The sequence below is a fragment of the Methanobrevibacter sp. TLL-48-HuF1 genome, assembly GCF_023617305.1.
Lineage (GTDB): Archaea > Methanobacteriota > Methanobacteria > Methanobacteriales > Methanobacteriaceae > Methanocatella > Methanocatella intestini.
This window is the reverse complement of sequence record NZ_CP081485.1, coordinates 17,616-40,717: the sequence shown is the minus strand read 5'-3', so window position 1 is coordinate 40,717 and position 23,102 is coordinate 17,616. Positions and strand designations below refer to the sequence as shown.

15 protein-coding genes are annotated in these 23,102 nt (G+C 30.1%); 4 read left to right on the top strand and 11 right to left on the bottom strand.

Annotated features, from left to right (window positions below):
• Positions 1 to 24: 24 nt before the first annotated feature.
• The 6 genes from K4897_RS00135 to K4897_RS00110 all read right to left on the bottom strand — a co-directional run bounded on the left by K4897_RS00135 (position 25) and on the right by K4897_RS00110 (position 7,188).
• Positions 25 to 339, bottom strand: coding sequence for a transcription factor S (locus K4897_RS00135; RefSeq protein ID WP_004035169.1), 315 nt, complete (start codon positions 337 to 339; stop codon positions 25 to 27).
• A 168-nt stretch (positions 340 to 507) separates the two neighbouring features.
• Positions 508 to 846: a DUF2149 domain-containing protein gene (locus K4897_RS00130; protein WP_004033690.1), complete on the bottom strand. Its 339-nt coding sequence runs from the start codon at positions 844 to 846 to the stop codon at positions 508 to 510.
• A gap of 4 nt (positions 847 to 850) precedes the next feature.
• Positions 851 to 1,495 carry a MotA/TolQ/ExbB proton channel family protein gene (locus tag K4897_RS00125; RefSeq protein ID WP_019267099.1) on the bottom strand — a complete coding sequence of 215 codons (645 nt, stop codon included), beginning with the start codon at positions 1,493 to 1,495 and terminating at the stop codon, positions 851 to 853.
• 17 nt (positions 1,496 to 1,512) lie between these two features.
• The gene (locus K4897_RS00120) at positions 1,513 to 2,223 is read right to left on the bottom strand and encodes a DUF2162 domain-containing protein (protein ID WP_019268250.1); all 711 of its coding nucleotides are present in this window, start codon (positions 2,221 to 2,223) and stop codon (positions 1,513 to 1,515) included.
• 116 nt (positions 2,224 to 2,339) lie between these two features.
• Positions 2,340 to 5,333 (bottom strand): DUF3344 domain-containing protein, encoded by a 2,994-nt coding sequence (locus K4897_RS00115; protein WP_250416136.1) that lies wholly within the window; start codon positions 5,331 to 5,333, stop codon positions 2,340 to 2,342.
• 358 nt (positions 5,334 to 5,691) lie between these two features.
• Positions 5,692 to 7,188, bottom strand: coding sequence for a transposase (locus tag K4897_RS00110; protein WP_250415666.1), 1,497 nt, complete (start codon positions 7,186 to 7,188; stop codon positions 5,692 to 5,694).
• 315 nt (positions 7,189 to 7,503) lie between these two features.
• On the opposite strand from K4897_RS00110, the gene K4897_RS00105 reads away from it, so the two are divergent.
• The 3 genes from K4897_RS00105 to K4897_RS00095 all read left to right on the top strand — a co-directional run bounded on the left by K4897_RS00105 (position 7,504) and on the right by K4897_RS00095 (position 14,457).
• Positions 7,504 to 12,519 carry a cobaltochelatase subunit CobN gene (locus K4897_RS00105; RefSeq protein ID WP_250416133.1) on the top strand — a complete coding sequence of 1,672 codons (5,016 nt, stop codon included), beginning with the start codon at positions 7,504 to 7,506 and terminating at the stop codon, positions 12,517 to 12,519.
• Positions 12,520 to 12,707: 188 nt separating this feature from the next.
• Complete coding sequence (locus K4897_RS00100; RefSeq protein WP_019268493.1) at positions 12,708 to 14,009, top strand: phenylacetate--CoA ligase family protein; 1,302 nt, start codon at positions 12,708 to 12,710, stop codon at positions 14,007 to 14,009.
• A 10-nt stretch (positions 14,010 to 14,019) separates the two neighbouring features.
• Positions 14,020 to 14,457, top strand: a complete 438-nt coding sequence (locus K4897_RS00095) for an ACT domain-containing protein (protein ID WP_250416131.1) — start codon at positions 14,020 to 14,022, stop codon at positions 14,455 to 14,457.
• A gap of 23 nt (positions 14,458 to 14,480) precedes the next feature.
• Here K4897_RS00095 and K4897_RS00090 read toward each other — a convergent pair whose 3' ends face one another.
• On the bottom strand, positions 14,481 to 14,996 hold the full coding sequence (locus K4897_RS00090; RefSeq protein ID WP_250416130.1) for a ferritin: 516 nt from the start codon (positions 14,994 to 14,996) through the stop codon (positions 14,481 to 14,483).
• A gap of 119 nt (positions 14,997 to 15,115) precedes the next feature.
• On the opposite strand from K4897_RS00090, the gene K4897_RS00085 reads away from it, so the two are divergent.
• Positions 15,116 to 16,396 carry a zinc-ribbon domain-containing protein gene (locus K4897_RS00085; protein WP_250416128.1) on the top strand — a complete coding sequence of 427 codons (1,281 nt, stop codon included), beginning with the start codon at positions 15,116 to 15,118 and terminating at the stop codon, positions 16,394 to 16,396.
• An 11-nt stretch (positions 16,397 to 16,407) separates the two neighbouring features.
• Here K4897_RS00085 and serS read toward each other — a convergent pair whose 3' ends face one another.
• From serS to K4897_RS00065, 4 genes are all read right to left on the bottom strand, one after another.
• The gene (gene serS / locus K4897_RS00080) at positions 16,408 to 17,685 is read right to left on the bottom strand and encodes a serine--tRNA ligase (protein ID WP_250416127.1); all 1,278 of its coding nucleotides are present in this window, start codon (positions 17,683 to 17,685) and stop codon (positions 16,408 to 16,410) included.
• Between the two features lie 201 nt (positions 17,686 to 17,886).
• Entirely contained in the window at positions 17,887 to 21,573 is a 3,687-nt protein-coding gene (locus K4897_RS00075; protein WP_250416125.1) for an Ig-like domain-containing protein, read from the bottom strand.
• A 212-nt stretch (positions 21,574 to 21,785) separates the two neighbouring features.
• Complete coding sequence (gene cfbC / locus K4897_RS00070; protein WP_019267093.1) at positions 21,786 to 22,583, bottom strand: Ni-sirohydrochlorin a,c-diamide reductive cyclase ATP-dependent reductase subunit; 798 nt, start codon at positions 22,581 to 22,583, stop codon at positions 21,786 to 21,788.
• A 1-nt stretch (position 22,584) separates the two neighbouring features.
• Entirely contained in the window at positions 22,585 to 23,097 is a 513-nt protein-coding gene (locus tag K4897_RS00065; RefSeq protein ID WP_019267092.1) for a CDP-alcohol phosphatidyltransferase family protein, read from the bottom strand.
• Positions 23,098 to 23,102: the final 5 nt, after the last annotated feature.

The following is a 23,102-nucleotide window of genomic DNA, read 5'->3' as shown; positions in this document are numbered from 1 at the left end:
TTATACCTAATAATATTTAAAAAATTAGTTAGAGGATCTCCATGTGTTTCCGCATTTTGCACATCTGATAAAGTTTGTTGGAGCTTCATCTGCAGACCTTGTTTGTACTGTCCACCAGTAACCTTTAGTTCCGCCACATTTATAACAAGTAATTGTTGTAGTAGGCAATGCTACATTCTTATTATCAGTAACTATTACTTCTGCTTTAGGATTTGTTTCTCCCTTAACTTCATACTGGTCTTTAACTTCATCAGATAAAGATTTTTCATATCCGCATTTACATTTTAATTTTTTATTCATAGGAAGTAATATAGCTCCGCATTCAGGACAAAATTCCATTACTTAATCACCTTATCTTATTTTATTTAATTGATTGAGTATTTATAATTTATTATGTTTATGCTGTTGATAGAATAAGAAGAAAATATTGCTTAATTTTTATGTAAAAATGTTTAAAGAAATACTGATAAATAAAATTTTAAAAAAAAGAAGTTAAATGTAGAAGGATTAACCTTCTACCATAATCAGTTTCCCTGACGATGGATCTTTATAGACTTTTCCCAGCTCAGTGAAACCTTGTCCAGAACTTTGAGATGTGTCTGGAGTATCATTTAATTCTTGACCTTGTGTAACTTCTGAAACCTGTTTCATAGATTCCATAACTGCCTGCTTTTGATCTTGGCTCATGTCGGAAAAAATAACGCTTTGCATATTCCAACTAATTACAACAAATATTAAAAAACCTAATGCAAGAACAAGCATTGCATCAACAAGGTTTGTTGTACCTGCCATAGGATCTATGTCATCATCAGAAGCTCTTCTCCTTCTTTGTTTTCTTCTAACCATAAAATCACTGTTTATTCATGAAAAAAAGAACTGCATCAGATAACGCATCCAAATCAGAAAGATATTGGTCATACCAACCTCTTCTAATTTTAGAGATGAAATAACATAACGCACCGGAACCAATACCTACAACAGTAGTATCAAATGCAATAGTTAATGCATCTGCAAGGGTATTTACATCCCCAGCACCTAATGCTGCAAGACCAGGACCTAATGGAATTAAAGTACCCATTAACCCTAATGTTGGTCCGACACGGGTAATAATATCTGTATTTCTTAAACTTTTATCAATTTTTTCTTCTTCATGTTCTACTAATTTACGAGCTAAAGCTTCTCTGGAATCACTATCTAGTGCTTCTGATTTTGCAATCTCAGTTAAAACTTTCTTTTGAGATTTTGGAATATCAGAACTAGATATAATATTCATTAAATCATCAATAGAACTTGCTGTATTAATTTTAAATATTAAATCCCTTATTTTTCCGACACCTACTTTTTTCATTGATGTGTATTCAGATATAAATCCACCTAAAGCAATAACAGAAATAATAGCAATTATTAATAATAAAACCATTACGGGAATTGTTAAACTTTGAGATATAACATTTAAAGCTCCGCTTAAATATTCTGTACCAGGTATTGAACTCATTTAATATCACCTAAATCTTATTTTAATAAATTATCACTTCTTTTATATAAAACTACACCTACAATCACTAAAGCAACTAAAGCAACTAAAATTAAAATTAAAGATTGGGAATCAATCATAGTTACTCCGCCAAATTGCCCCTGCATTGCTTGGGCAATACTTGGTATTACAATAGCTGACAACAAGAAATAAGCACCTAAAAATAACATGAAATTTCCCAATACAATAGGATAAGGCTTATCTATAAATTTAATGATAGTATTGGATACAAAATATGTTACAATCATAACAACTAACAATGCTGCTGCAACATATTTACTTAAACCCATAAATGAAAAACCTACAGTAGGTGCTACAATTAAAACAGAAGCAATAATTGCTCCAAAACAACATGGACAAGGAGCAACAACCGCTAAACAGGTAGCAGTAGTTGTATTTTTATCATGAACTTTCCATTCTCTTATAGTAAACAATCCCGCGATAATCATGATAGATGCCATAATTATATAAAAAACAGTATTATAACTATAAATAGCTTCAGTAATCTGTTCAGCAAAGAATGATGCAATATATGTACATAATAAAACACCACCACCATAACCGACACAGATACATGCAAATAATTTTTTTGACAAGTTAGCAAGACCAGATGCCAAACCAATTTTTATTCCAAATATGATTACAGCAGCCAGTACACCAAATTGCCACATTACACTCATCATATCCATATTTATTTCCTCAATATAATCAATAATACATTAATTACATATTTACCATTTCTACTTTAAACTATATAAAATTTATTTTAAAAAAATAAGAGAATTGTAAAATTCTCTTTTAAATTTTAATCTACTTTTACTGTGTTTCCAACTTCGAAATCATTCCAATACGAAGTAATGATATACTCTCCAGGCATTAATCTTATATTCAATGATGCCATACCCTCATCATCAGTTACTCTGTAATAGAATCTACCATTTATGTTAAATAATATATTTTGCTTAGCTAACGGATTGCCCTGACCGTCTAATGTCTGCACAGTAAAGTTGCTGCCGTCAAGATATTTCATGGAAAGATCACTTGTTACTAAAGTCGGCAATACATTTATATTATTACCTATATCCAAACCGTCAACGATAGTGGTAATTATATAATTTCCAGGTCTTAAAGCAATACCTAACCTAGCTATACCGTTGCTGTCTGTGGTTTTTTGATAGAATACACCATTAATATTAAATGTAACCTCTTTGTTTATTGCAAGGGTTCCATCTTTATTGTAAATTTTTACTTCAAAATTAGAATCATTTCTGTAGTACTTGGTTAAATCATTTGACTCAATTAAAGGTTTAACAGTTATATTAAATCCTTTACTTTCACCAGTAACTGAATTAATAGCAGTTAAAATATACACATCAGGTCTTAAATTAATATTTAACCTAGCTACACCATTTTCATTTGTTTGACGTGTGTAAAATACACCATTAATGTTAAATGTTACATCAGTGTTAGATAACGGTTTGCCATCAGTGCCTAAGAAAGTTGCAAAGAATTGAGTTTCATTTTTATACATTTTAACAAGGTCTTTACCTTCAATAGTAGTTTTAACAACAACTTTTGAATAAACAGACATATTGCCGTACATTGTTGTTACATCATATGTTCCAGGCATTAAGCCAATTACCAATGATGCAAATCCATTGGAATCAGTTGTTTTATTGTATTTTTTACCATTAACAGTAAATGTAATAGTTTTATTAGCTATCGGATTTCCAGCACCATCTTTTAAAGTAGCATTAAGTCTTTCTGATCCACCATAATATTTTTCAAGATCTTCAACTGTTAACTGTATGTTTTCACGTTCTACAACAAGTATCTGATGTAATGCAAGAATAGTTGAACCTGTAGACTGGAAAAATACAGTGTTATTGTCTTTAGTTAAACCATCGGTGTTGAAAGTATAATAATCAATTGAATTTGAAGTCTTATTCCATACATCACTTTTTATTTCACCATTAAAAACAATGTTTCCTTCATTTTTTTGTCCGCCTGCTGCAAAAACATATAATGTGGAATTAATCATTGAAGTGGAGTCAATGTTAAATTTAGTATAAGCTCCGACATCCAAATTTTTATTATTTGTTTTAGAAAGTAAATCCGCACCTTCACTTATATAAACAGTTTTACTAGCGCCATTTTCATTATTAGTTAAAAGTAATAAAGAACTTGGATAAACAGCAGTTAAACCACTTGTTTTATTTAAAGTAAAAGTATTTAATCCTTTATTGATTAAATCTGTAACATTATAAACTGCAAGTCCGTAGCCATGTTTGCCGTATGCTCCTAAATTAGACTGGTCACGGTAATGGACAATTGGTGTAATGATTTTATTATTGAAAGTAACTATCCAATCACTTACATCAGCTTGCTTATTCCAGTTATATGAAACATATAACAATCCTTCTTTTAACTCCCCTTTAAAATCAATATTCCATGTGTCGCTTCCATTTGTACTCTTGGACCCTAAATATGATGAATCATCTTTATTTAAAATAATTACATCACCACTAATATCATAAACACGTGTAATTGTAGCATTCATGGCAGGATATGCCAAATCTTTTCCTAAATTACCGTTATAAACCACCATAAAATTACTGCTGTTGGTGTCATTTAAAATACCGTTTTTATCTTCAACAATAACTCTGTAAACAACATTGGTATTATTGTTTCCTAAAACAGTATTTTCATCAATTGGTCTAATAAAAGAATCTATTATATTTACTGATTTGGAAGAATTAGCTTTTACAAAATCAACCAAATAAGAACCAACAACACGGCCATTATCATAAACATAAACAGTTACATTAGTTAAATCCTTGTTAATGCTGTTAACTGTAATAGTTAAATTATTAGTAACACCAGCATAAATAGAATTTTTATATTCTGAAGCAATATTAGTAGTAACTACAGGAGATTCTCTGTTAATTACTTTAAGTAATTGAACACTTGATTTAATAGAACCATATCCCTGAGATAGTGCAGAATATGTAAAATTATTATTATCTCCTATTTGGAAATAATCTGTAACATCCCATTTATTATATATATAATAATCTTTTACTATAGTGTCTTCTGGAATAAACAGTTGATTATCATTAAACTTATATGCTCCGTTATTGCTAGACAACATTATTGCTTCAAAGTTAACTTCACCTATGTCACCAGTGTAATTTTTTGTATAAATTAAATTGCTTACAGTGCCCTGAGTCCATGACATTCCTACATTTAACCAATATGTGATACTGTCGCTGTCCCCGTCATTATATGCAATAAATAATCCAATCATTTTTATTCGTCCATCAAAAGCTTTACCTTCAAATGGAGTGCTAGTTACATCTATTTTAATTTTTGAATTAGGACCTAAATCTTTTAAATCACCTAAAACATCATAAACCATTTGATAATCAGAATACTGTTTTGTAGTATGATTATTAATCACATACACATTTGAATCACCAGCCTGATTACCAACATAAGTTAAATTTTCATATCCCAATACCTTACTATTTCCTGCTGTGTTTAATGTAGTATTTGAGTGTAAAGCATAGGTTTCCGAATTTCCACTACCTGAATAGATATTTACAATTACCTTAGCAGAAGTAATTTCCTGCACACCATCAGGAATTGCATATTCAAGACTTCCTGTGGTACTCCAAGGGTTTGTGCTTATTAATTCTGCATCACCTGAAACAGTACCCTGATCAATTTCAGGCATTGAATCAGCTGTTTCTGCAAATGCACCATTAATTGTTAACAAACCAACAATCAATGCAACCAATATAAAAAAAAAAATTTGTTTTTAACATTCATCTTCCTATAACCTCGTTTATAAGGATTCAATTTATTAAACAATGAAAAAATTGTTTAATGAACTTTATTATAAAAAATGTAATATAAATAGGTATTTAAAGTATTACTTATAAATTAATAATTTCAAAAAAAGTAATACTTAAAATTTAGCTAAAATAAAAGTATTACTTAAATCTATTTTTTTATCAGATAAGTAATACTAATATAGTTAAATTTATTAAATTTTAAATCAATAAAAATAAAATATTGAAACAGAACTTTTAAAATTTTTATTTTTTATTAGGGTGTCCGCCAAAATTGAATTTTGGCTGACTTGTTGATTTTTTTTAAAATATTGTTACATCAAGTTTTAATTGGTTTTTAATGGATGTGCTTTCGCAGAAATCTTCTAAATCTTCTGTTGTGTTTTTTATTTCTTGTTTTATGTTGTGTAGTCGTATTAAATTATATGCTAATGCATCTAAGTTTATTCTTTCTTCTGTTTTTACCATTCCGATGACTACTTCTTTTTCTATTTGGAATTGTTCTTTGAATATTCCAAATGGTCCTTCAACGCTTGATCTTTTGCTATATTCGTCTTTATATTCCTGTTTTTCCATTTTTTCGTTCATTGCTTTTTGCATTTCTGATCCGTATTCTGTGATGGTTTTGTGTGTTTGTTTGCCTGTTAAGCATTTGTTTCGTGCTTTGCAGTTTTTACAGGCTTCATAATTGTTGTAGAGTCTTTTTATTTTGTCTGGTTTTTCTGGATCTTTGTGTGGTTCGATGTATTTTGCGAAAAAGTGCATATATTGATTTTTTGGGCATTTGAATGCATCTAATTCATAATCATATTCAAAATGGTCTTTATGGTATGGATTTGGATTTAATTTTCCTATTTTTTCTTTACTTTGCTTTCTATTTGGTATTAAACCATCTATTTTTTTATCTGCTAAGTATGATAGTGATATTTGGTTTAAGTATATTGTATCGGCACTTATATACTTTGGTGTGGTGTTAATGTTTCTTATTGCTCTTTCTGCGATTATTGGTAGTTCGTAGTGGTCTGTCGGGTTTTGTGTGACGTTTATTGCACAGATTAATTTGGTATCATAATCGACTGCAGATTGGATATTATAAGCAACCATGAAGTTTCCTTTCTTTCCTTTCATAAATCTTGCTTCTATATCATTTACTGGAATTTTATCCTGTCCTGTGAATGTAAATTGTGTTTTTATTCCATATAATAGTTCTAATTTATCTTCATCATCTATGTCTTTCTTTTCCAATAATCTTTGAGCAGGTTTGTGAAGTTTTTCAAGACATTCAGGGTCAATAGGTCGTCCTTCGTAGTAATCGATCAATATTTGAGTTTCTTTTTTTGTAATGGTGTTGTTGTTGGAATTGTATGCTTTTTTGATGGTTCCATCAATGGCAACGTGATTAAATTCAGTGAATCCTTCATCAAAGGCCTTTTTTAATGTCATTTGCAGCAATACTTCAAAATAATGGCCATATTCTCTTCGATATCTTTGGATTGATCTTTCAGAAGGTCTAATATCATCGCACACGTATTTAAATATATCATGGTATCGCGCCATATCTGCAATTATTGATGTTCTATCAATATGTTGGATTTTGGCATAAATAAGCAATTTTAACATGGAATCCACTGGAAGGGAGTCTCTTCCTTTCTTTTTCTTGGGTTCTTTGATATTTAAAAGTGGAAAAACTTCTTCAACAAATTCAACAACAAAACGAGAAATATGATTCTCCGGAACATTCCAATCAAGAGTATTAATGCCCAATTTTGCCTGATTCCTATCAAACTTTCTTTTAACCATAAATAACAACACCAAAACAACTTATATCTAATATAAAATATGTACAACAAAGTATATAAACTTAACTGTCTTAAAACCATTAAAAATCAAAAATAAGAATAAAATAAAACTAAACAATAATTTAAAAAATAATTAAACCAAATAAAATAAAATAAACAAAAATTAATTGAAATATATTAAAAATAATAAAAATTAAGCCCAAAAATTTTTTTGACGAAAAATCAAAAATCAATTTTGGCGGACACCCATTAAAAAAGAATAGAAATATAGTGATTTAATCAAATAAGCTGATTATGTTTCAATAGGAGGTAATATATGAATTTAGGTAATAAAAAAAATTTTTCACCTATAATACCATTTATAATAATATTAGCAATAATTATATCATTAAGTCCAACGACAATTTCTGCACAGGAAAACACAACAAACTCTGAAATTCAAAATATAACTGAAACAACTGCTGATAGCATAGAAATCAACTTGGAAGAAAACAGTATCTGTGAAAATGATTCTCATGAATGCAGCTTCCCACCGTATAAAATATCTTATAGTAATGTAATTAAAGAAAATAACCTTCCTAAAAAGGCATTACTAATAAGCGATAATCCTGGGACAAACATATTAAATGATGCTGCCTGCGATATCCTAAACACATACAAAGATGTAAATATACAGGTTAGAAGCTGTAATCAAATTTGCAAAATGAATGAAAATGAGTTATACACTCTTGTGGAAACTAGCGATATTGTTATTATTAACTGGTTAACTTCTGATGCTGATTCAGTATTTACTAATTTACTACTAAAATATCCAAATCTATCAAATAAAGAATTGTTTTTATTTTTAGAAACATCCAGTAGCTCTCAAGCAAAAAATTTACACTTGGTTAGAAATTCAACAATAAATCATAAAAAAATATTTTCAGATAAAAGCATATATACTGAAGAATTTTTAAACAATTACTTTTCAATGACTAAAAGAGGGCAAAATTACAATGTATATTACGAATATATTACAAATGGGGATGGAAAATTAGTCAATGAAGAATTTAACAAAGCAGTGTTATATAAAAATTACAATAACAAAGAAAATCAAATAAATGAAATATTGTGGGCTTTAAATATTACCGGATATGAATGCAAATATTCCGATCCGCGTTTTAGTAAAACCTATGAATACGGAATATTTAGAGAACAGTACATGACACTTGAAGAATATAAAAAGAAATATTTTGATTCCTCAAGACCATATACTGTGGGTTTACTTGAAAGTAATATGTATGTAAGTAACGGTCAATTACAGCCATACTATGCACTAATCAAATCATTAGAAGCTAAAGGATGCAATGTTATTCCTGTTGTAGCGGCTGGCGGGTCTGAAAACCAGTTAAAAGTAATGGTAAAATACTTTACCAATGCTCCAAGTTATGAAGCCTATTTAAATAATCCGTTGAAATATACAAATAATGTCAATGCAATAATTTCAATGCCTGCATATGGTATTGGAGGAAATTTATTTGATAATACAACCAAGTACTTTGAAACTGCAGGAGTTCCAGTATTTCGTGCGGTTCATTCTGATTATGTCAGTAATGAAGAATGGGAATTAAGTGCTACAGGGCTTCCTGGGAATCGTAGTGATAAATGGTGGCATGTAGCAATTGGTGAAGCACAGGGCATTATTGAAGCAACATTTGTTGGAGGAGTTACTCATGAAATTTCTTCAAAAACCGGAGCTCAGTTAAGTGGTTTTAAAGCTCATGAAAAAAATATTGATTTGTTTACTAAAAGAATTGTTTCCTGGATAAATTTACAATATACAGTTAACAGTGACAAAAAGATTTCTTTAGTTTACTTCAACTATCCTCCAGGAAAACAAAATATCGGATCAAGTTATTTAGATTCAATTACAAGTGTTTATAATCTATTATATGAACTTAAATCACAGGGATATAATGTGGGAAAACTCCCAACAACTGTTAAGGAACTTGAAGACATGATGATTAAAAGCGGTATTAATGTAGCAACCTGGGCTCCTGGAGAATTGGAAAAATTATCCAATCAGCCAAATATCGTATTATTGCCAGTTGCAGAATATGAAAACTGGTTTAATAGTTTGGAACCAATTTCTAAAGTCCAAGTTATTGAAGGTCCTGTTGCATATATTGGTCAGTTAGCTAGAAATGCAATAGCTATTAATTATACCTCACCAATGAAAGATATAATTAATGACTGGTATAATGGCGTTAAATCATTATTACCTGAAAATTATACTGAAAGTGGAGTCCTGCTTTTAAATAAAATCGTTGCGGCTTTAAACAAATACTTACAAACAGGAAAAGATGGTGATTATCAGGAATATTTATCTCTTAAATCCCAATGGAAAGCATTGAATATTCCTGGATTAAACGGATGGGGAGAAGCTCCTGGAAACATTATGACAGTTACAAAAAATGGAGTAGAATACTTTGTAATTCCAGGTTTAAAATTCGGTAACATATTCATAGCTCCAGAACCTCAAAGAGGATGGGAAGCTAAATCAGATTTACTATATCATAGTTCTGCAGTAGCACCTACACACCAGTATCTGGCTGCATATTATTATATGCAAAAAGAATATTCCTCAGCTATGGTTTTTATTGGAAGACATGCAACACATGAATGGTTACCTGGAAAAGAAGTTTTACTGTCAACAACTGATTACGGATCAATTGTAGTTGGTGACGTTCCACAGATATATTTCTATATTTCTGACGGATTAGGAGAAGGATTAGAAGCAAAAAGAAGAGGATTTGCAGTTATGATTACTCATTTAACCTCACCTTTAGCTTATACCAGTCTCTACGGCAACCTAACTGCAATAGCTAATTTAATAAATAAATATGAAAATACTACCGATAAAACTCAAAAAGATACAATAGCTTTCAGCATTAAGTTATTAATTGAAAGAAATAATTATATTCAATCTATGGGATTAACTCAGGAGGAATTTGAAAAATTAAATTTAAATGAAGTAGTTAAATCTGCAGATAAATTTTTATTTGAAGTTCAAAATACCCTTTACCCATTAGGTTTGCATGCTATTGGTCAAAATTGGACAGTAACTGACATTAGTCGTAGCGTAGTTGCTGCACTGTCCCAGGAGTTTACATATGATGGAATAACCACCACAATATTTGATGAAGTTGCAAAATACCTCTTTTCTAAAAAGTATTCTGAATTAAATGCCCTAGAAAGAGATAAAGTATTAAACACAAGTGAACAAATAGTAGCTGCATTAATATTCTCAAACAGTACTACAGTAGCTAATGTTTTAGGCTCAGACAGCCCTAGTTTAATTGCTGCAATGAATTATGGAAGATATTACATTTCTTTAATTTATGCTTCCATAAACAATGAATTAACATCATTTATTAATGGATTAAATGGTAAATATATCCCTGTTGTTTCTGATGGAGATGTAATTAATATTAATTCACTGCCGACTGGTGGAAATTTCTTCCATGATCAATCACAGGAACTGCCAACAGAAGAAGCATATAACTATGCCAAAATACTGACATTGCTTACACTGTCATCTCTTAATGAAAAAACACAAAAAATTGCAATGGGAATTTGGTGTGTTGAAACAGCAAGAGATAACGGTGCCTTAATTTCAGTAGTATTATATCTGTTAGGTATGCAACCTGTTTATACTTCTTCTCCAAGTGCCGGAGGTAAAACTGAAGATGGTGACAGTGTCGGTACCAAAACCAAAATAATGCCAAAATTTGTCGGATTAAAAGATTTGCTCAGACCTGAAGGATGGGCTAAAAAAAGAATAGATGTTGTTGTCATTACAAGCGGTAACTTTAGAGATTTATACAGCACCCAGGTTTCATTATTAGACAATGCATTTAGAGTAGCTTTAGCTAGATCATATTTAACTATCATTAATAATAAAACATTGATGGAAAGTAAATATGGAAAAGACATGAAAGAAGCACTGGATAAAGTAATGGAAGGCATCGGATATTATGGAGTCGGATCTGAATCTTTTGATGAAAATTATGTAGCTCGTCATTGGGTTAATGATTTTATATACTACAAAAATTTGGGCTATAATAATACATATGCCGGAGAAGTAGCTATTACCCGCGTATTTGCACCGCCAAATGGAGATTATGGAGCAGGTATTGCCAAATCCGTTTCATTAAGTTGGACATGGAATAATACTAATGATTTAGCTAAATTTTACTTAGGCAGAATGGGAAATATGTACTCTAAAAATTACTGGGGCGAAACAAATCCTGTAGTATTTGCAAGAGTTCTCAATAATACTGATGACATTATTGTCAGCCGTAATACAAATGTTTACGGCATTGCAGATAATGATGATTTCTTTGATTACTGGGGCGGTCTTTCAATGGCAGTTTCATATATTAATGGAAAAACTCCTAATATGAATGTGTTAATGTATGGTAATAAAGACAAACCGTATATCAGTTCCATTGAAACTGTATTGTCTAAAGAAACAGCAACCCGATACTTCAATCCAAATTGGATACTTGGAATGATGAATGAAGGATACAGCGGAGCACGTTATATATCCAATAAATTCCTGAATAATTTATTTGGATGGGCTGTAACAAGACCGAATGCAGTAAACAACTGGATGTGGGATGAATCATATAATGTTTACATCAAAGACAAATACAATTTAGGAGTAACTGACTGGTTACAAAGCGGAAACAATAATTATGCATTTATTTCATCTGCAGGAACCCTTTTAACTGCTGCATATAACGGCTACTGGCAAACAGATAAAGGAACACTGGAAAATTTAGCAACAATGTGGGCAAATTCCATAATTGTAAACGGTGTTGCATGCTGTGATTGTAGCTGTGGTAATATAGCTATGTTAAAATGGGCTACACAATACATTAATCCTGATTTACTGGCTAAATTTAATGACCAACTTTATCAGGCTACTCAAAATAACATTTTTGCCAATTCATTTGTTCCAACAAATTCAAATAATCAAAATTCAAATGACGAAAGTCAAAGTTCATCAAAAGCTACAAGTACAACACAATCCAGTATTATAAGCTATGGCGGATCCAACTCTCAAATATCTTCAAGTATTGGTATGGACAGTTCCCAAAATCCGTCCTCTTCAAGCAGTGAAGTTTCAGCTTCTGAACAGGAATCCGGAAAATCTTACGAAGTATCTAAAGATACATCTTCCAGTTCATCTACAAAAGGAGATATGCCTATATCACTGATTATTTGCGTTGTTGTAATGGTGCTAATATTTGGTTATGGTTATTATAAACGAAAAAATGAAGAGTAAAACACTAAATTAATAATTTTTTCTTTTTTCTTTTTTTTATTATTCTTTAATTTCTTTAAAAACCTGAATTTTTACTTATTAATAAATATTAACTTTAATAAAATACTGTTTTTTATTGTAAAAACATCTAAACATTTAAAGCTAATAAGAAACATATATTATTATTAAAAATAAAATGAGGCCAATTTATGTTTTGGAATGAGAAAATCGAATGTATGCCAAGGGAAGAACTTGAAGAACTACAATTGAAAAAGCTTCAAAAAACAGTGAAACGAGCTTTTGACAAAATTCCATATTACAATAAAAAATATACAGCATGTGAAGTTTTCCCTGAAGATATTGAAACTTTAAAAGATATAGAAAAATTACCGTTCATCACAAAAGATGATTTAAGAGAAAGCTATCCTTATGGTCTTTTTGCAGTTGATATGAAAGACATAAAAGAAATACATTCCTCTTCAGGAACTACCGGAAAACCTGTAGTATCAGGATATACCAAAAAAGACTTGGATACCTGGGCAGAAACAACTGCAAGAGGTTTGGGAATGATGGGCATCGGTGAAAATGACATTATTCAAAATACTCACGGATACGGATTATTTACTGGCGGATTTGGTGTTCATTACGGATCACATAAAGTTGGAGCAACAATAGTGCCTATATCAACAGGACAGACCAGAAGACAAATCGAAATAATGAAAGACTTTGGAGTAACCTGTTTGATTGCAACACCATCTTACGGAATTCATTTGGCTGAAGTAGCTGAAGATGACGGAATCAATCCCAAAGATATGAATCTTAAAGCTATCGGATTTGGAGCTGAAATGTGGAGTGAAGAAATCAGACAAAAACTAGAAAATCTCTTTGGAGCACCTGCATACAACATTTACGGATTAACTGAACTTATGGGACCAGGTGTAGGAATGGAATGCAGTGCTCAAAAAGGATTGCATATAGCTGAAGATATTTACTATCCCGAAATAATTGATTCAGCAACCGGCAAAACCTTAGGAGAAAATCAGAAAGGAGAACTTGTATTAACAAACCTTGAAAGAGAAGGAATGCCGATAATCAGATTTAGAACAAAAGACTTAACTTCACTTAACTACGAACCATGTGAATGTGGAAGAACCAGTGCAAGAATGAGCAGAATAACCGGCAGAGCAGATGATATGATTAAAGTAAAAGGAGTAGCTATATTCCCATCTCAAATAGAAAAAGCATTACTTAAAGTAGGTGATGTAGAGCCTCATTATTTAATTATAGTTACAAGACCTGGAACTTTAGACCAAATAGAAGTAAAAGTGGAAGCTTCTAAAAACCTTTTCTTTGATGGAGTAAAGGAAATGGTTAATATTCAAAGCAAAATAGCCAAATCTATTGAAAATGAAACTGGAATAAGAGTAAAAGTAACATTAGTTGAACCAAAAAGCCTTCCAAGATATGAAGGAAAAGCTAAAAGAGTTATAGATAAAAGAAATTTACATTAAGGGGATTAAAATGAACAGTATGAAAGTAAAACAATTATCAATATTCTTGCAAAACAAAAAAGGAAGCTTATATGATGCTCTTGAAACTTTATCTGAAAATGATATAAATATAAGAGCTCTTTCACTTGCAGATACTTCTGATTTTGGTATTTTAAGAGTTGTAGTAGATAATCCTCAAAAAGGAGAAAAAGTACTTGAAGAAAACTATCTGGTCAAAACAACTGACATAGTAGCTATTGAAATGACAGATTCACCTGGTGGATTGTCATTTGTTTTAAAAACTATAAAAGAAAATAACTTAGATTTAGAGTATTTATATGCATTTACTCATGATAAAAAAGATAAAGCAATCTTACTTTTGCATACAGATAATTTAGATGCATTAATAGATGCTTTAATTAAAAATGAAATAGTTATAGTACCTCCAGAGGAAGTCTATAACTTATAAAAAAAAGGTAAAATATTACCTTTTTAATTTTCATTATCTGCTGGTGGAGTGTAAACACGGCTAGCAAGTTCACTGTCAAGTGTATACATCAAATCAACAGAATTTTGTGCTCTTTTTACTTTACCTACCAATTCCATTGCATTTTCTTCCTCTTCAACTTGTTCTTCAACAAACCATTGCAGGAAATTATTGGTAGCATGATCTTTTTCTGTAATAGAAATATCAACTAAATTATTAATAAGACCAGTTACAGTTTGTTCATGAGATAATACATGTTCAAATGCAGCTAATGGAGAGTCCCATTTAGTTTGAGGTCCTTCAATAGCTTCCAAAGTAACAGAAGCTCCTCTCCTAATTATATAGTCATAGATTTTCATTCCATGTTCCAGTTCTTCCTGAGCTTGTACTCTCATCCAATTTGCAAAACCAGGCAAATCTTCATCTTCAAAATAAGAAGCCATTGACAAATAGAGATATCCAGAATACAATTCTGCATTTACTTGTTTATTTAATTCTAATTCCATATTATTAGAAAGCATATTATCACCTTTACTAAATAATTGGAAATACCTATTATATAAAATTTGAGATTATACGAATAAAAATAAACAAAATATATTAAATTAAAAAATTAAAAAATCACATAGTGTGTGGTAATATGGTTAAATGTAATAACTGCGGAACATCAATTGAAGAAAGCGACAATTTTTGTATGAATTGTGGAAATAAAATTGAAAAAAACAATGAAAATGACATACTTCCATTAGTAACCTTAATTAAATGTCCTAACTGTAAAAAACAGATATTGAATGAATGGAAATACTGTCGTTTTTGTGGATATGACACAAATCAACCAAAAGGAACATCATTAATTAAAAAAATAGTTGATGATGTGGCTTATGATTCAAATGTTTTAAGATTTTGCACTTCCTGCGGTAAAAAATATCATGATGATTCAAGTATCTGTCAAAATTGTGGAAATGAAATTCCAAAACCAAAAGAGAATTATTTCGGAGACTTATCTTATGAAAACTTCCAATTACTTTATATAAACCAGATTCTTATTCCATTATCCACACATTACAGTACAAACTTTAGAAAAATTCTTATAAAAGACCATTTTAACATTTCATATGATGAAGAATCCCATATACTGTATTTACTAATTGAATATGCAATACGTAATCCTAATGAAAATATCATCCCATATTTTGAAAAAATATTAAATGAAACAAAAGAAAATTTTAAAGATATTGAAAATGCTGCTTTAAATAAAATAAAACCTCAAATAGAAGAATTATTTAATACAAAAGGATTAACCTTTAAAAACAAAAAACAGATTAGTGCTGCTGAATACCAAACTATTAAAACACCGATTACAACAGATAAACACGGAGGAGGTACAAAAGCACTGGCAACATTTGGTTTCGGACTTTTAGGATATGCAGCTTCTTCAGGTGTAAAAACTGAAGTAAAAACTGAGAAAATTAAAACACAGGATGCGAAATACTGTTATACAACCATCAATATTTCAAAAAAATATGGGGATATTGATATTGCCGTATCCAGAGAAAATAACACTAAATTTATTCTAAAATGGAAAAATATATCCCTATTTAGCGATGATAACTACTTTGTATTAGATTCAGGAGAAACCTTTAAATGTGAACTTTACAGTGATGAAATTAATGAAATAATCACCTCATCACTTCTTGACATTGCAGTTACCCATGATTCCAGATTAATTCACAAATACCGTCCAGAAATATTATTAAAAGTACAAAAATTTTTAAATGAACTAATAAACCGGGAAATTAACAGTTCTAAAATAAATGAATCTTCAAAATCAACTGTTAATCTTGAAAAACTAATTGAAATGTATGATAAAGGATTATTAACTGATGAAGAATTTATTGCTATGAAGAAAAAAATTAATTAAAAAAAGAGGGTTTATTTAACTGCATTAATTACAGTTCTTCCACCCATATAAGGAACTAAAACATCAGGAACTTTAACACTTCCATCTTCCTGCTGATAATTTTCAAGTAAACAGCAGATAGTCCTTTCAGTAGCTATTGCAGTACTGTTTAAAGTATGTAGAGTCTGTGCATCTCCGGAACCTGCTTTTCCAAAACGTGTTTTGGTTTTTCTTGCCTGATAATCCTTACAGTTAGTACATGAAACTAATTCTCTGTAAGCTTTGGAACCGGGGAACCATGCCTCAAGATCATATTTGATAGCTGCATTATCATTAAGTGCTGAGGACACAATAGCTACTACCTGATAATGTAGGCCTAATTTCTGATATATTTCTTCAGTTACTTCAAGCAACTTTTTATGAGCATTTTTGGACTCTTCCGGAGTTGTGTAAATAAACTGTTCAATTTTTTCAAACTGATGAACTCTGAATATTCCTAAAGTATCTTTACCGTGAGATCCTGCTTCTTTTCTAAAACAGGTTGAAAGAGCACAATACTGAATAGGCAAATCTTCAGGAGCAATGATTTCATCTCTGTGAAGTGCAGCTAAAGTCTGTTCTGCAGTAGCTATCAAATATAAATCTTCATCAGCTACTTTATATAAAGTTTCTTCAAATTCACCTAATTCAGAAGTTTCTGCAGCTACTTCACCTTTAACGAAAAAAGGAGTCTGAAGAGGAATATAACCTTTAGATTCCAATTCATTTAGAGCAAATTGAATCAAAGCTAAATTAAGATGTAAAATATCCTGCTTTAAATAATAAAACCTTGCACCAGCTATTTGAGCTGCTGTTTTCATGTCTGCACCGTCAATTTTTTCAATTAAATCTACATGATTCAACGGTTCAAAATCAAATTCAGGAATTTCACCGTATTTCTTTACAATTTCATTATCATCTTCAGTATCGGAAATCGGCACATCTTCATCAATAATATTTCCTACTTTATATCTGTAATCATCACGTGATTTTTTATATTCCTCAATTTTAGGCCCTAATTCTTTAATTTCATTAGATACTTCCTTAGATTGGGCAATGACTTCTTCTAAATTACCTTCTTCTTTAGCTTTTTTAAATGATTTAGATAATCTGTTTTTTTCAGAACGTAAAAAGTTTAATCTTTTTTCCCCTTCTCTCCATAAAGTATCATATTCAATAACTTTTTCAGCAGTTTCTGTTCCTCTAAATCTTTTTTTCTCAGAATCAAAAATTAATTCCGGATTTTCTCTGAATAATTTTATATCTAACAAATATGTGTCCCCTAATTAGTTAATCATATTATAATTTATTTTTTTTATTTTTTATATTTAATGATTTTATAAAAAAAGCTTGAAAAGTTTTTAGACATATAAACTTGAAAAAATTTTAAAAAAATCTTTTAAAAGTTTGTATTTAGAAATAAAAGACATTTTAAAGTGATAATGTAAAAAATTTAAAGTTGAAAGAAGAGATTAATTAAAATCTCTTATAATTATTGTGTTTCCTGTTTGGAAGTCATTCCAGTAAGATGTAATAATGTATTTTCCACTCATTAATCTGATTCCTAAGCTTGCAATACCATCTTTATTAGTAACTTTGTGATATAAGACACCATTTACATTAAATGATACATTTTGATTAGCTAATGGTTTACCTTGACCATCTAAAGTTAAAGCAGTGAAATTGCTGCCATCTAAATATTTCATATCTAAATCTTTAGTTACTAAAGTCGAAATAACAGTTACATTATTACCTACATCCAAAGCATCATACATTGTTGTAATGGTATAGTTTCCTGGTCTTAAAGCTATTCCTAAGCTTGCAACACCATTTGAATCAGTTGTTTTAGTGTAAAATACACCATTGATGTTAAATGTTACATTTTTACCTACTGCTAAGGATCCGTTTTTATCATAGATAGTTGCTTGAAAAGCAGATGCATTCATATAATATTTAGTTATATCATGAGCCGCAATTAATGATTTTACTGTTATGTTAAATCCTTTTTCTTCACCGGTTACAGGGTTGTAAGCAGTTAAAATGTAAGTTCCAGGTCTTAACATAATACCTAAATCAGTTACACCATCTTTATTAGTTGTTTTAGTGTAGAATACTCCATGGATGTTAAATTTAACAGTAGTGTTAGCTAGTGCTTTTCCTGTGCTGTCAGTAAATTTAGTGTAAAATCTTGTAGCGTTCTGATACATTTTAACTAAATTTTTAGCTATGATACTTGGATTAATAGTTACAGTGATATTTTTGGAGATTTTGCTGCATATATCAGATCCATTATAAGTTACAGTTACTGGATATATACCAGATTCTAAATTAAGTCCCATAGATGCAGTACCATTAGCATCAGTAGATTTAGCATAGTCCACACCATTAATATTGAAGTATATAGTAGCATTAACTATTGGTTTACCTTGAGAATCTGTTAATTTAGCAACTAAAGGAGTTCCATCATGATAAAACATTGCAACATCATCAGCACTTAAATTAAAATTAGGGACAACTGTTATGTTTCCTTTTTTAGTCATCAAATCATATTTAGCATCACCAGAGTAAGTTGTAGTGATATTATACTCTCCAACACCCAATCCAGGAATATTTACTTTTGCAGTTCCCTTAGTTACATTTGCAGTGTAATTTTCACCGTCAATTTCAACAGTGACGGTTCCAGTTGCATCTTCAGGCAAATCTACAACAACAGTAGAATTTACTCCATCTTTAGCTTCAGGAACAGCAACATCCATATTATAATCAGATATTTTTAATACAGTAAATTTAGTTGTGTTTTGAGCACTATTATAATTGTCATCACCTATATATTTAACAAATACATCATAAATACCCGCTTTAAAATCAGATATCGTTTTAACTACACTGCCATTTTCAATAGCTACATTATAAACTTGATTATCAACACTAATGGTTACATTTCCAGTAGTATCACTAGCTAAAGAAACTGTGACAGTTACATTTTCACCAACTCTAATATCGTCAGCACCAACACTAACTGTTGAATTTATTTTATTAATCTTAAACTTGCCAGAATCAGCAGTTAAATTGTAATTATCATTTCCATCCCAAATAGCGCTAAAATTATAAACACCTGCTCCTAATTTATCTCCTAAAAGAGTACCTTTACCATTAACAACTTCTACAGTGTAATTTTTATTATTAATAGTGACAAATATGTTTTCAGTTAATTTAGCATTATTAACACCAGTTAAAACAGTGTCAATAACATATACATTACCATAATCAACATCATTAACAATGACATTTAAAGAGGCATTTGCTTTAGCTACTTTAATATTTTTAGTTGCATTAACTGAAGTGTATTTATCACTACCTTCATATTTAACCATAATCATATGATTGCCAGAATCTAAATCTTTAACAGCATAATTAGCTTTACCATTTACAATAGCAAGAGTTTTTTCAACATCATCAACAGAAAAAATGACATTATCATTAACATCCTCAGGCAAAACAATATTAACAATTGCATTTTGGCCAAAAACAATATCATTAACAAGTACATCTATTCTAGGAGCTATTTTATTAACTTTAAAACTACCTGAAGTATTCGTTCCATTATAATTATCATTTCCGCTCCAAGCAGCACTAAAATTATAAACTCCCGCAGGTAATTTATCACCAATAGCTATGCCTCTACCATTAACAACTCCCACAGTGTAATTTTTATTATTAATCGTCACATCTACCATGCCTGTTAATTTATCATTATTTGCACCATTTAATATAACCTCAATAATTAAATTTTCACCATAATCAACATTTTTAATAGCTACCTCAAACTTTGGTGATGCTTTAGCTACATTAATGTTTTTAGTAGAATTAACACTAGCATATTCTTTATTGCCCCCATATTTAACTAAAAGTGTATAATTATCAGAAGATAAATTAGAAATAACTTGGCTGGCTTTACCATTTTTAACAACAGAAATGTAATCTTTATTATCAATAGTAATAGTTACATTACCACTAGCTTCTTTAGGTAAAATAACATCAACAGTTAAATTTTGGCCAAATGTAATATTATTAACAATTACATCCATTGCAGGAACCATTATAGATACTGTAAAAGTTGCATTAACATTTACTGCATTATAATTGTTATCACCACCATATTTAACAGCTACATTATAATCACCTACTTTAAGTCCGCCTATTACTTTAATTGCCTGACCTTCATTAATAGCTACTGTATAGTTCTGATTATCAAGCGTAATAGTTACATTGCCTGTAGCATCACTATCTAAATTAACACTAATAGTTGCGTTTTCCCCAACTTTAATATCTTTAACATCAACAACAAGTGCAGGATCTATTTTATTAACTTTAAAACCGCCAGAAATATCAGTTCCATTATAGTTATCATTTCCAGCCCAGGTAGCACTGAAATTATACAATCCCACAGGCAGCTTATCAGCAGAAACATTTCCCTTACCGTTAATAACCACTACATAGTAATTTTTATTATTAATTGTTACAATTACATTACCGGTTAAATTAGTATTATTTACACCTTTTAAAGTAGCATAAATAGTTAAATTTTCACCATAGTTAACATCTTTAATAAATACATTAAGATTTGGATTAGCTTTAATAACATTTACAGTATGAAAAACTTCAACTGATTCATATTTATTATTGCCCCGATATCCAATTTTAATATATTGAATACCTGCTTCTAAATCAGTCATATTCCATAATGATACGCCTTCATCGTCAATTTTAACATAATAATAAATTTCACCAACAGACATCAGCACCCAACTAGGATTAGCATCCTTAGGTAATTCAACTTTAACAGTTAAATTTTCACCAAAGATTATACTATCCTCAGCAATTACATTCATTTTAGGCTTTTCTTTAGATACAACAGTATTATTCCCATCATACTTAAAAAAAGCATTATTACTGTTTTTATTTTCTAAAACGCTTCCATCTTTTCCATCATATAACACATTAGAAGTGGCATTTAAATTTTTCCCATCAGTTATGTGAAACTCATCATTTACTGTGTCATTAACCATACTGGAAGTTACATTTTCTGCATTAACTGCCGAAATAGATAGTATGAATAAAATCATAGTTGAAATTATTAAAATTTTACTTTTAAGCATTTTCTACCTCCCAAAATAATAAAAAAATATTATTTCTCAATATAATTATTCCTTTAAAAAAATGTAGAAACAAATATCGTAAAAAAACATGAATAACAAAACATCATAAAAACAATCTTCTTATACAAACAAATGTATATGCATTTAAATATTTATATATTGTTAAAAATAATAGTATTTGGCTTTAAAAAAGTAAAAGAGATATTATAAAATTATTCTAAAAATGATTTGAAAAATTTTTCAAAATCCTCATCATCCATAGGTTCCGGTGTTGTGAAAACTTTATTCTCCATAATATTTGTAGCTAAGACATCATATTCATTAGCTTCCTTAGATTCAGGGTGTTTTTCTACAACGGTTTTTGCATCTAATTCACTTTCCTGAATTAAATTACTTCTATTGATAGTTCCAATAATACGAGTGCCTATCTTTGATGCAAATTCACTGACAATTTCTTTTTCATGGTCAACATTTCTGCAGTTGCAGATTATTCCGCTTAAATTTCCTTTAAGTTTTTTAATTCCTTTAACAATATTATTGGCCGCATATAAAGACATATATTCTCCGGAAGTTACAATTATTACTTCATCAGCGTACTTTTCACGTAAAGGTACTGAAAAACCTCCGCAAACAACATCTCCAAGTACATCATAAATGACTACATCCAAATCCTTATCAAAAACCCCTAAGTTTTCAAGTCTTTTCATGGCTACTATTACACCACGTCCTGCACAGCCAACACCGGGTTCAGGACCTCCGCTTTCAACACATAAAATATCATTGTAACCTTTTACAACAATATCCTCTTCAGCAGGTTTTCTGTTATTTTTAAGTGTGTCTACAACTGTCGGGATTCTTCTGCCACATAATGTACGTGTTGTATCAGCTTTTGGATCACATCCTATAACCAGACAGTTCAAATCATTATTTGCATAAACTGCAGATAAATTAGCTACTGTTGTACTTTTTCCAATTCCGCCTTTTCCATAAATAGCTATCTTTTTAATCAATTTAATTTCTCCTTTTATGTATTATTCTTAGACCTGATGATATAATTGCACATGCTGTAATAAATATGCATAACATTAAATTTACAGTTACAGAAACTTTAAAGAAGTTTAATAAAACAATTACACATGGAAGAGCATAAAACATTAAAGCTACTAAAGTTCCAAATTTTTCATATTCCAAGCCTTCAGAGCTTGTTTTGAAAAACTCTATTAATTTCAAGGTTATTACAATTAAAAACCAAAATGGCAGTAAATTTGCATAACATAATGCAAAAGAGCTTAATATAATAAATGCAAAATCTGATAAAACATCTACTTTTGCTCCCTTATTTTTATTATCTATTTTGTATCTGCGAGCTATTCTGCCATCTGAAACATCACTTAAAACAGCTAAAAAGTAAATAACCAGTATAACGAACAGATTGCTGTTTAAATAAAAAACACCATAAGCAAATAAAATTCCGAAAATTATCCTGGACAAACTTAAACTATCTGCCAAATGCCGTTTATTCATAAATA

Excerpts from the sequence above, each read along its gene's own strand:
- K4897_RS00090 (WP_250416130.1), bottom strand. The coding sequence starts at position 14,996 with ATGCTTTCTAATAATATGGAATTAGAATTAAATAAACAAGTAAATGCA.
- K4897_RS00130 (WP_004033690.1), bottom strand. The coding sequence starts at position 846 with ATGGTTAGAAGAAAACAAAGAAGGAGAAGAGCTTCTGATGATGACATA.
- K4897_RS00100 (WP_019268493.1), top strand. The coding sequence starts at position 12,708 with ATGTTTTGGAATGAGAAAATCGAATGTATGCCAAGGGAAGAACTTGAA.
- K4897_RS00125 (WP_019267099.1), bottom strand. The coding sequence starts at position 1,495 with ATGAGTTCAATACCTGGTACAGAATATTTAAGCGGAGCTTTAAATGTT.
- K4897_RS00105 (WP_250416133.1), top strand. The coding sequence starts at position 7,504 with ATGAATTTAGGTAATAAAAAAAATTTTTCACCTATAATACCATTTATA.
- K4897_RS00120 (WP_019268250.1), bottom strand. The coding sequence starts at position 2,223 with ATGGATATGATGAGTGTAATGTGGCAATTTGGTGTACTGGCTGCTGTA.
- K4897_RS00075 (WP_250416125.1), bottom strand. The coding sequence starts at position 21,573 with ATGCTTAAAAGTAAAATTTTAATAATTTCAACTATGATTTTATTCATA.
- K4897_RS00065 (WP_019267092.1), bottom strand. The coding sequence starts at position 23,097 with ATGAATAAACGGCATTTGGCAGATAGTTTAAGTTTGTCCAGGATAATT.
- K4897_RS00085 (WP_250416128.1), top strand. The coding sequence starts at position 15,116 with ATGGTTAAATGTAATAACTGCGGAACATCAATTGAAGAAAGCGACAAT.
- K4897_RS00110 (WP_250415666.1), bottom strand. The coding sequence starts at position 7,188 with ATGGTTAAAAGAAAGTTTGATAGGAATCAGGCAAAATTGGGCATTAAT.
- K4897_RS00095 (WP_250416131.1), top strand. The coding sequence starts at position 14,020 with ATGAACAGTATGAAAGTAAAACAATTATCAATATTCTTGCAAAACAAA.
- K4897_RS00135 (WP_004035169.1), bottom strand. The coding sequence starts at position 339 with ATGGAATTTTGTCCTGAATGCGGAGCTATATTACTTCCTATGAATAAA.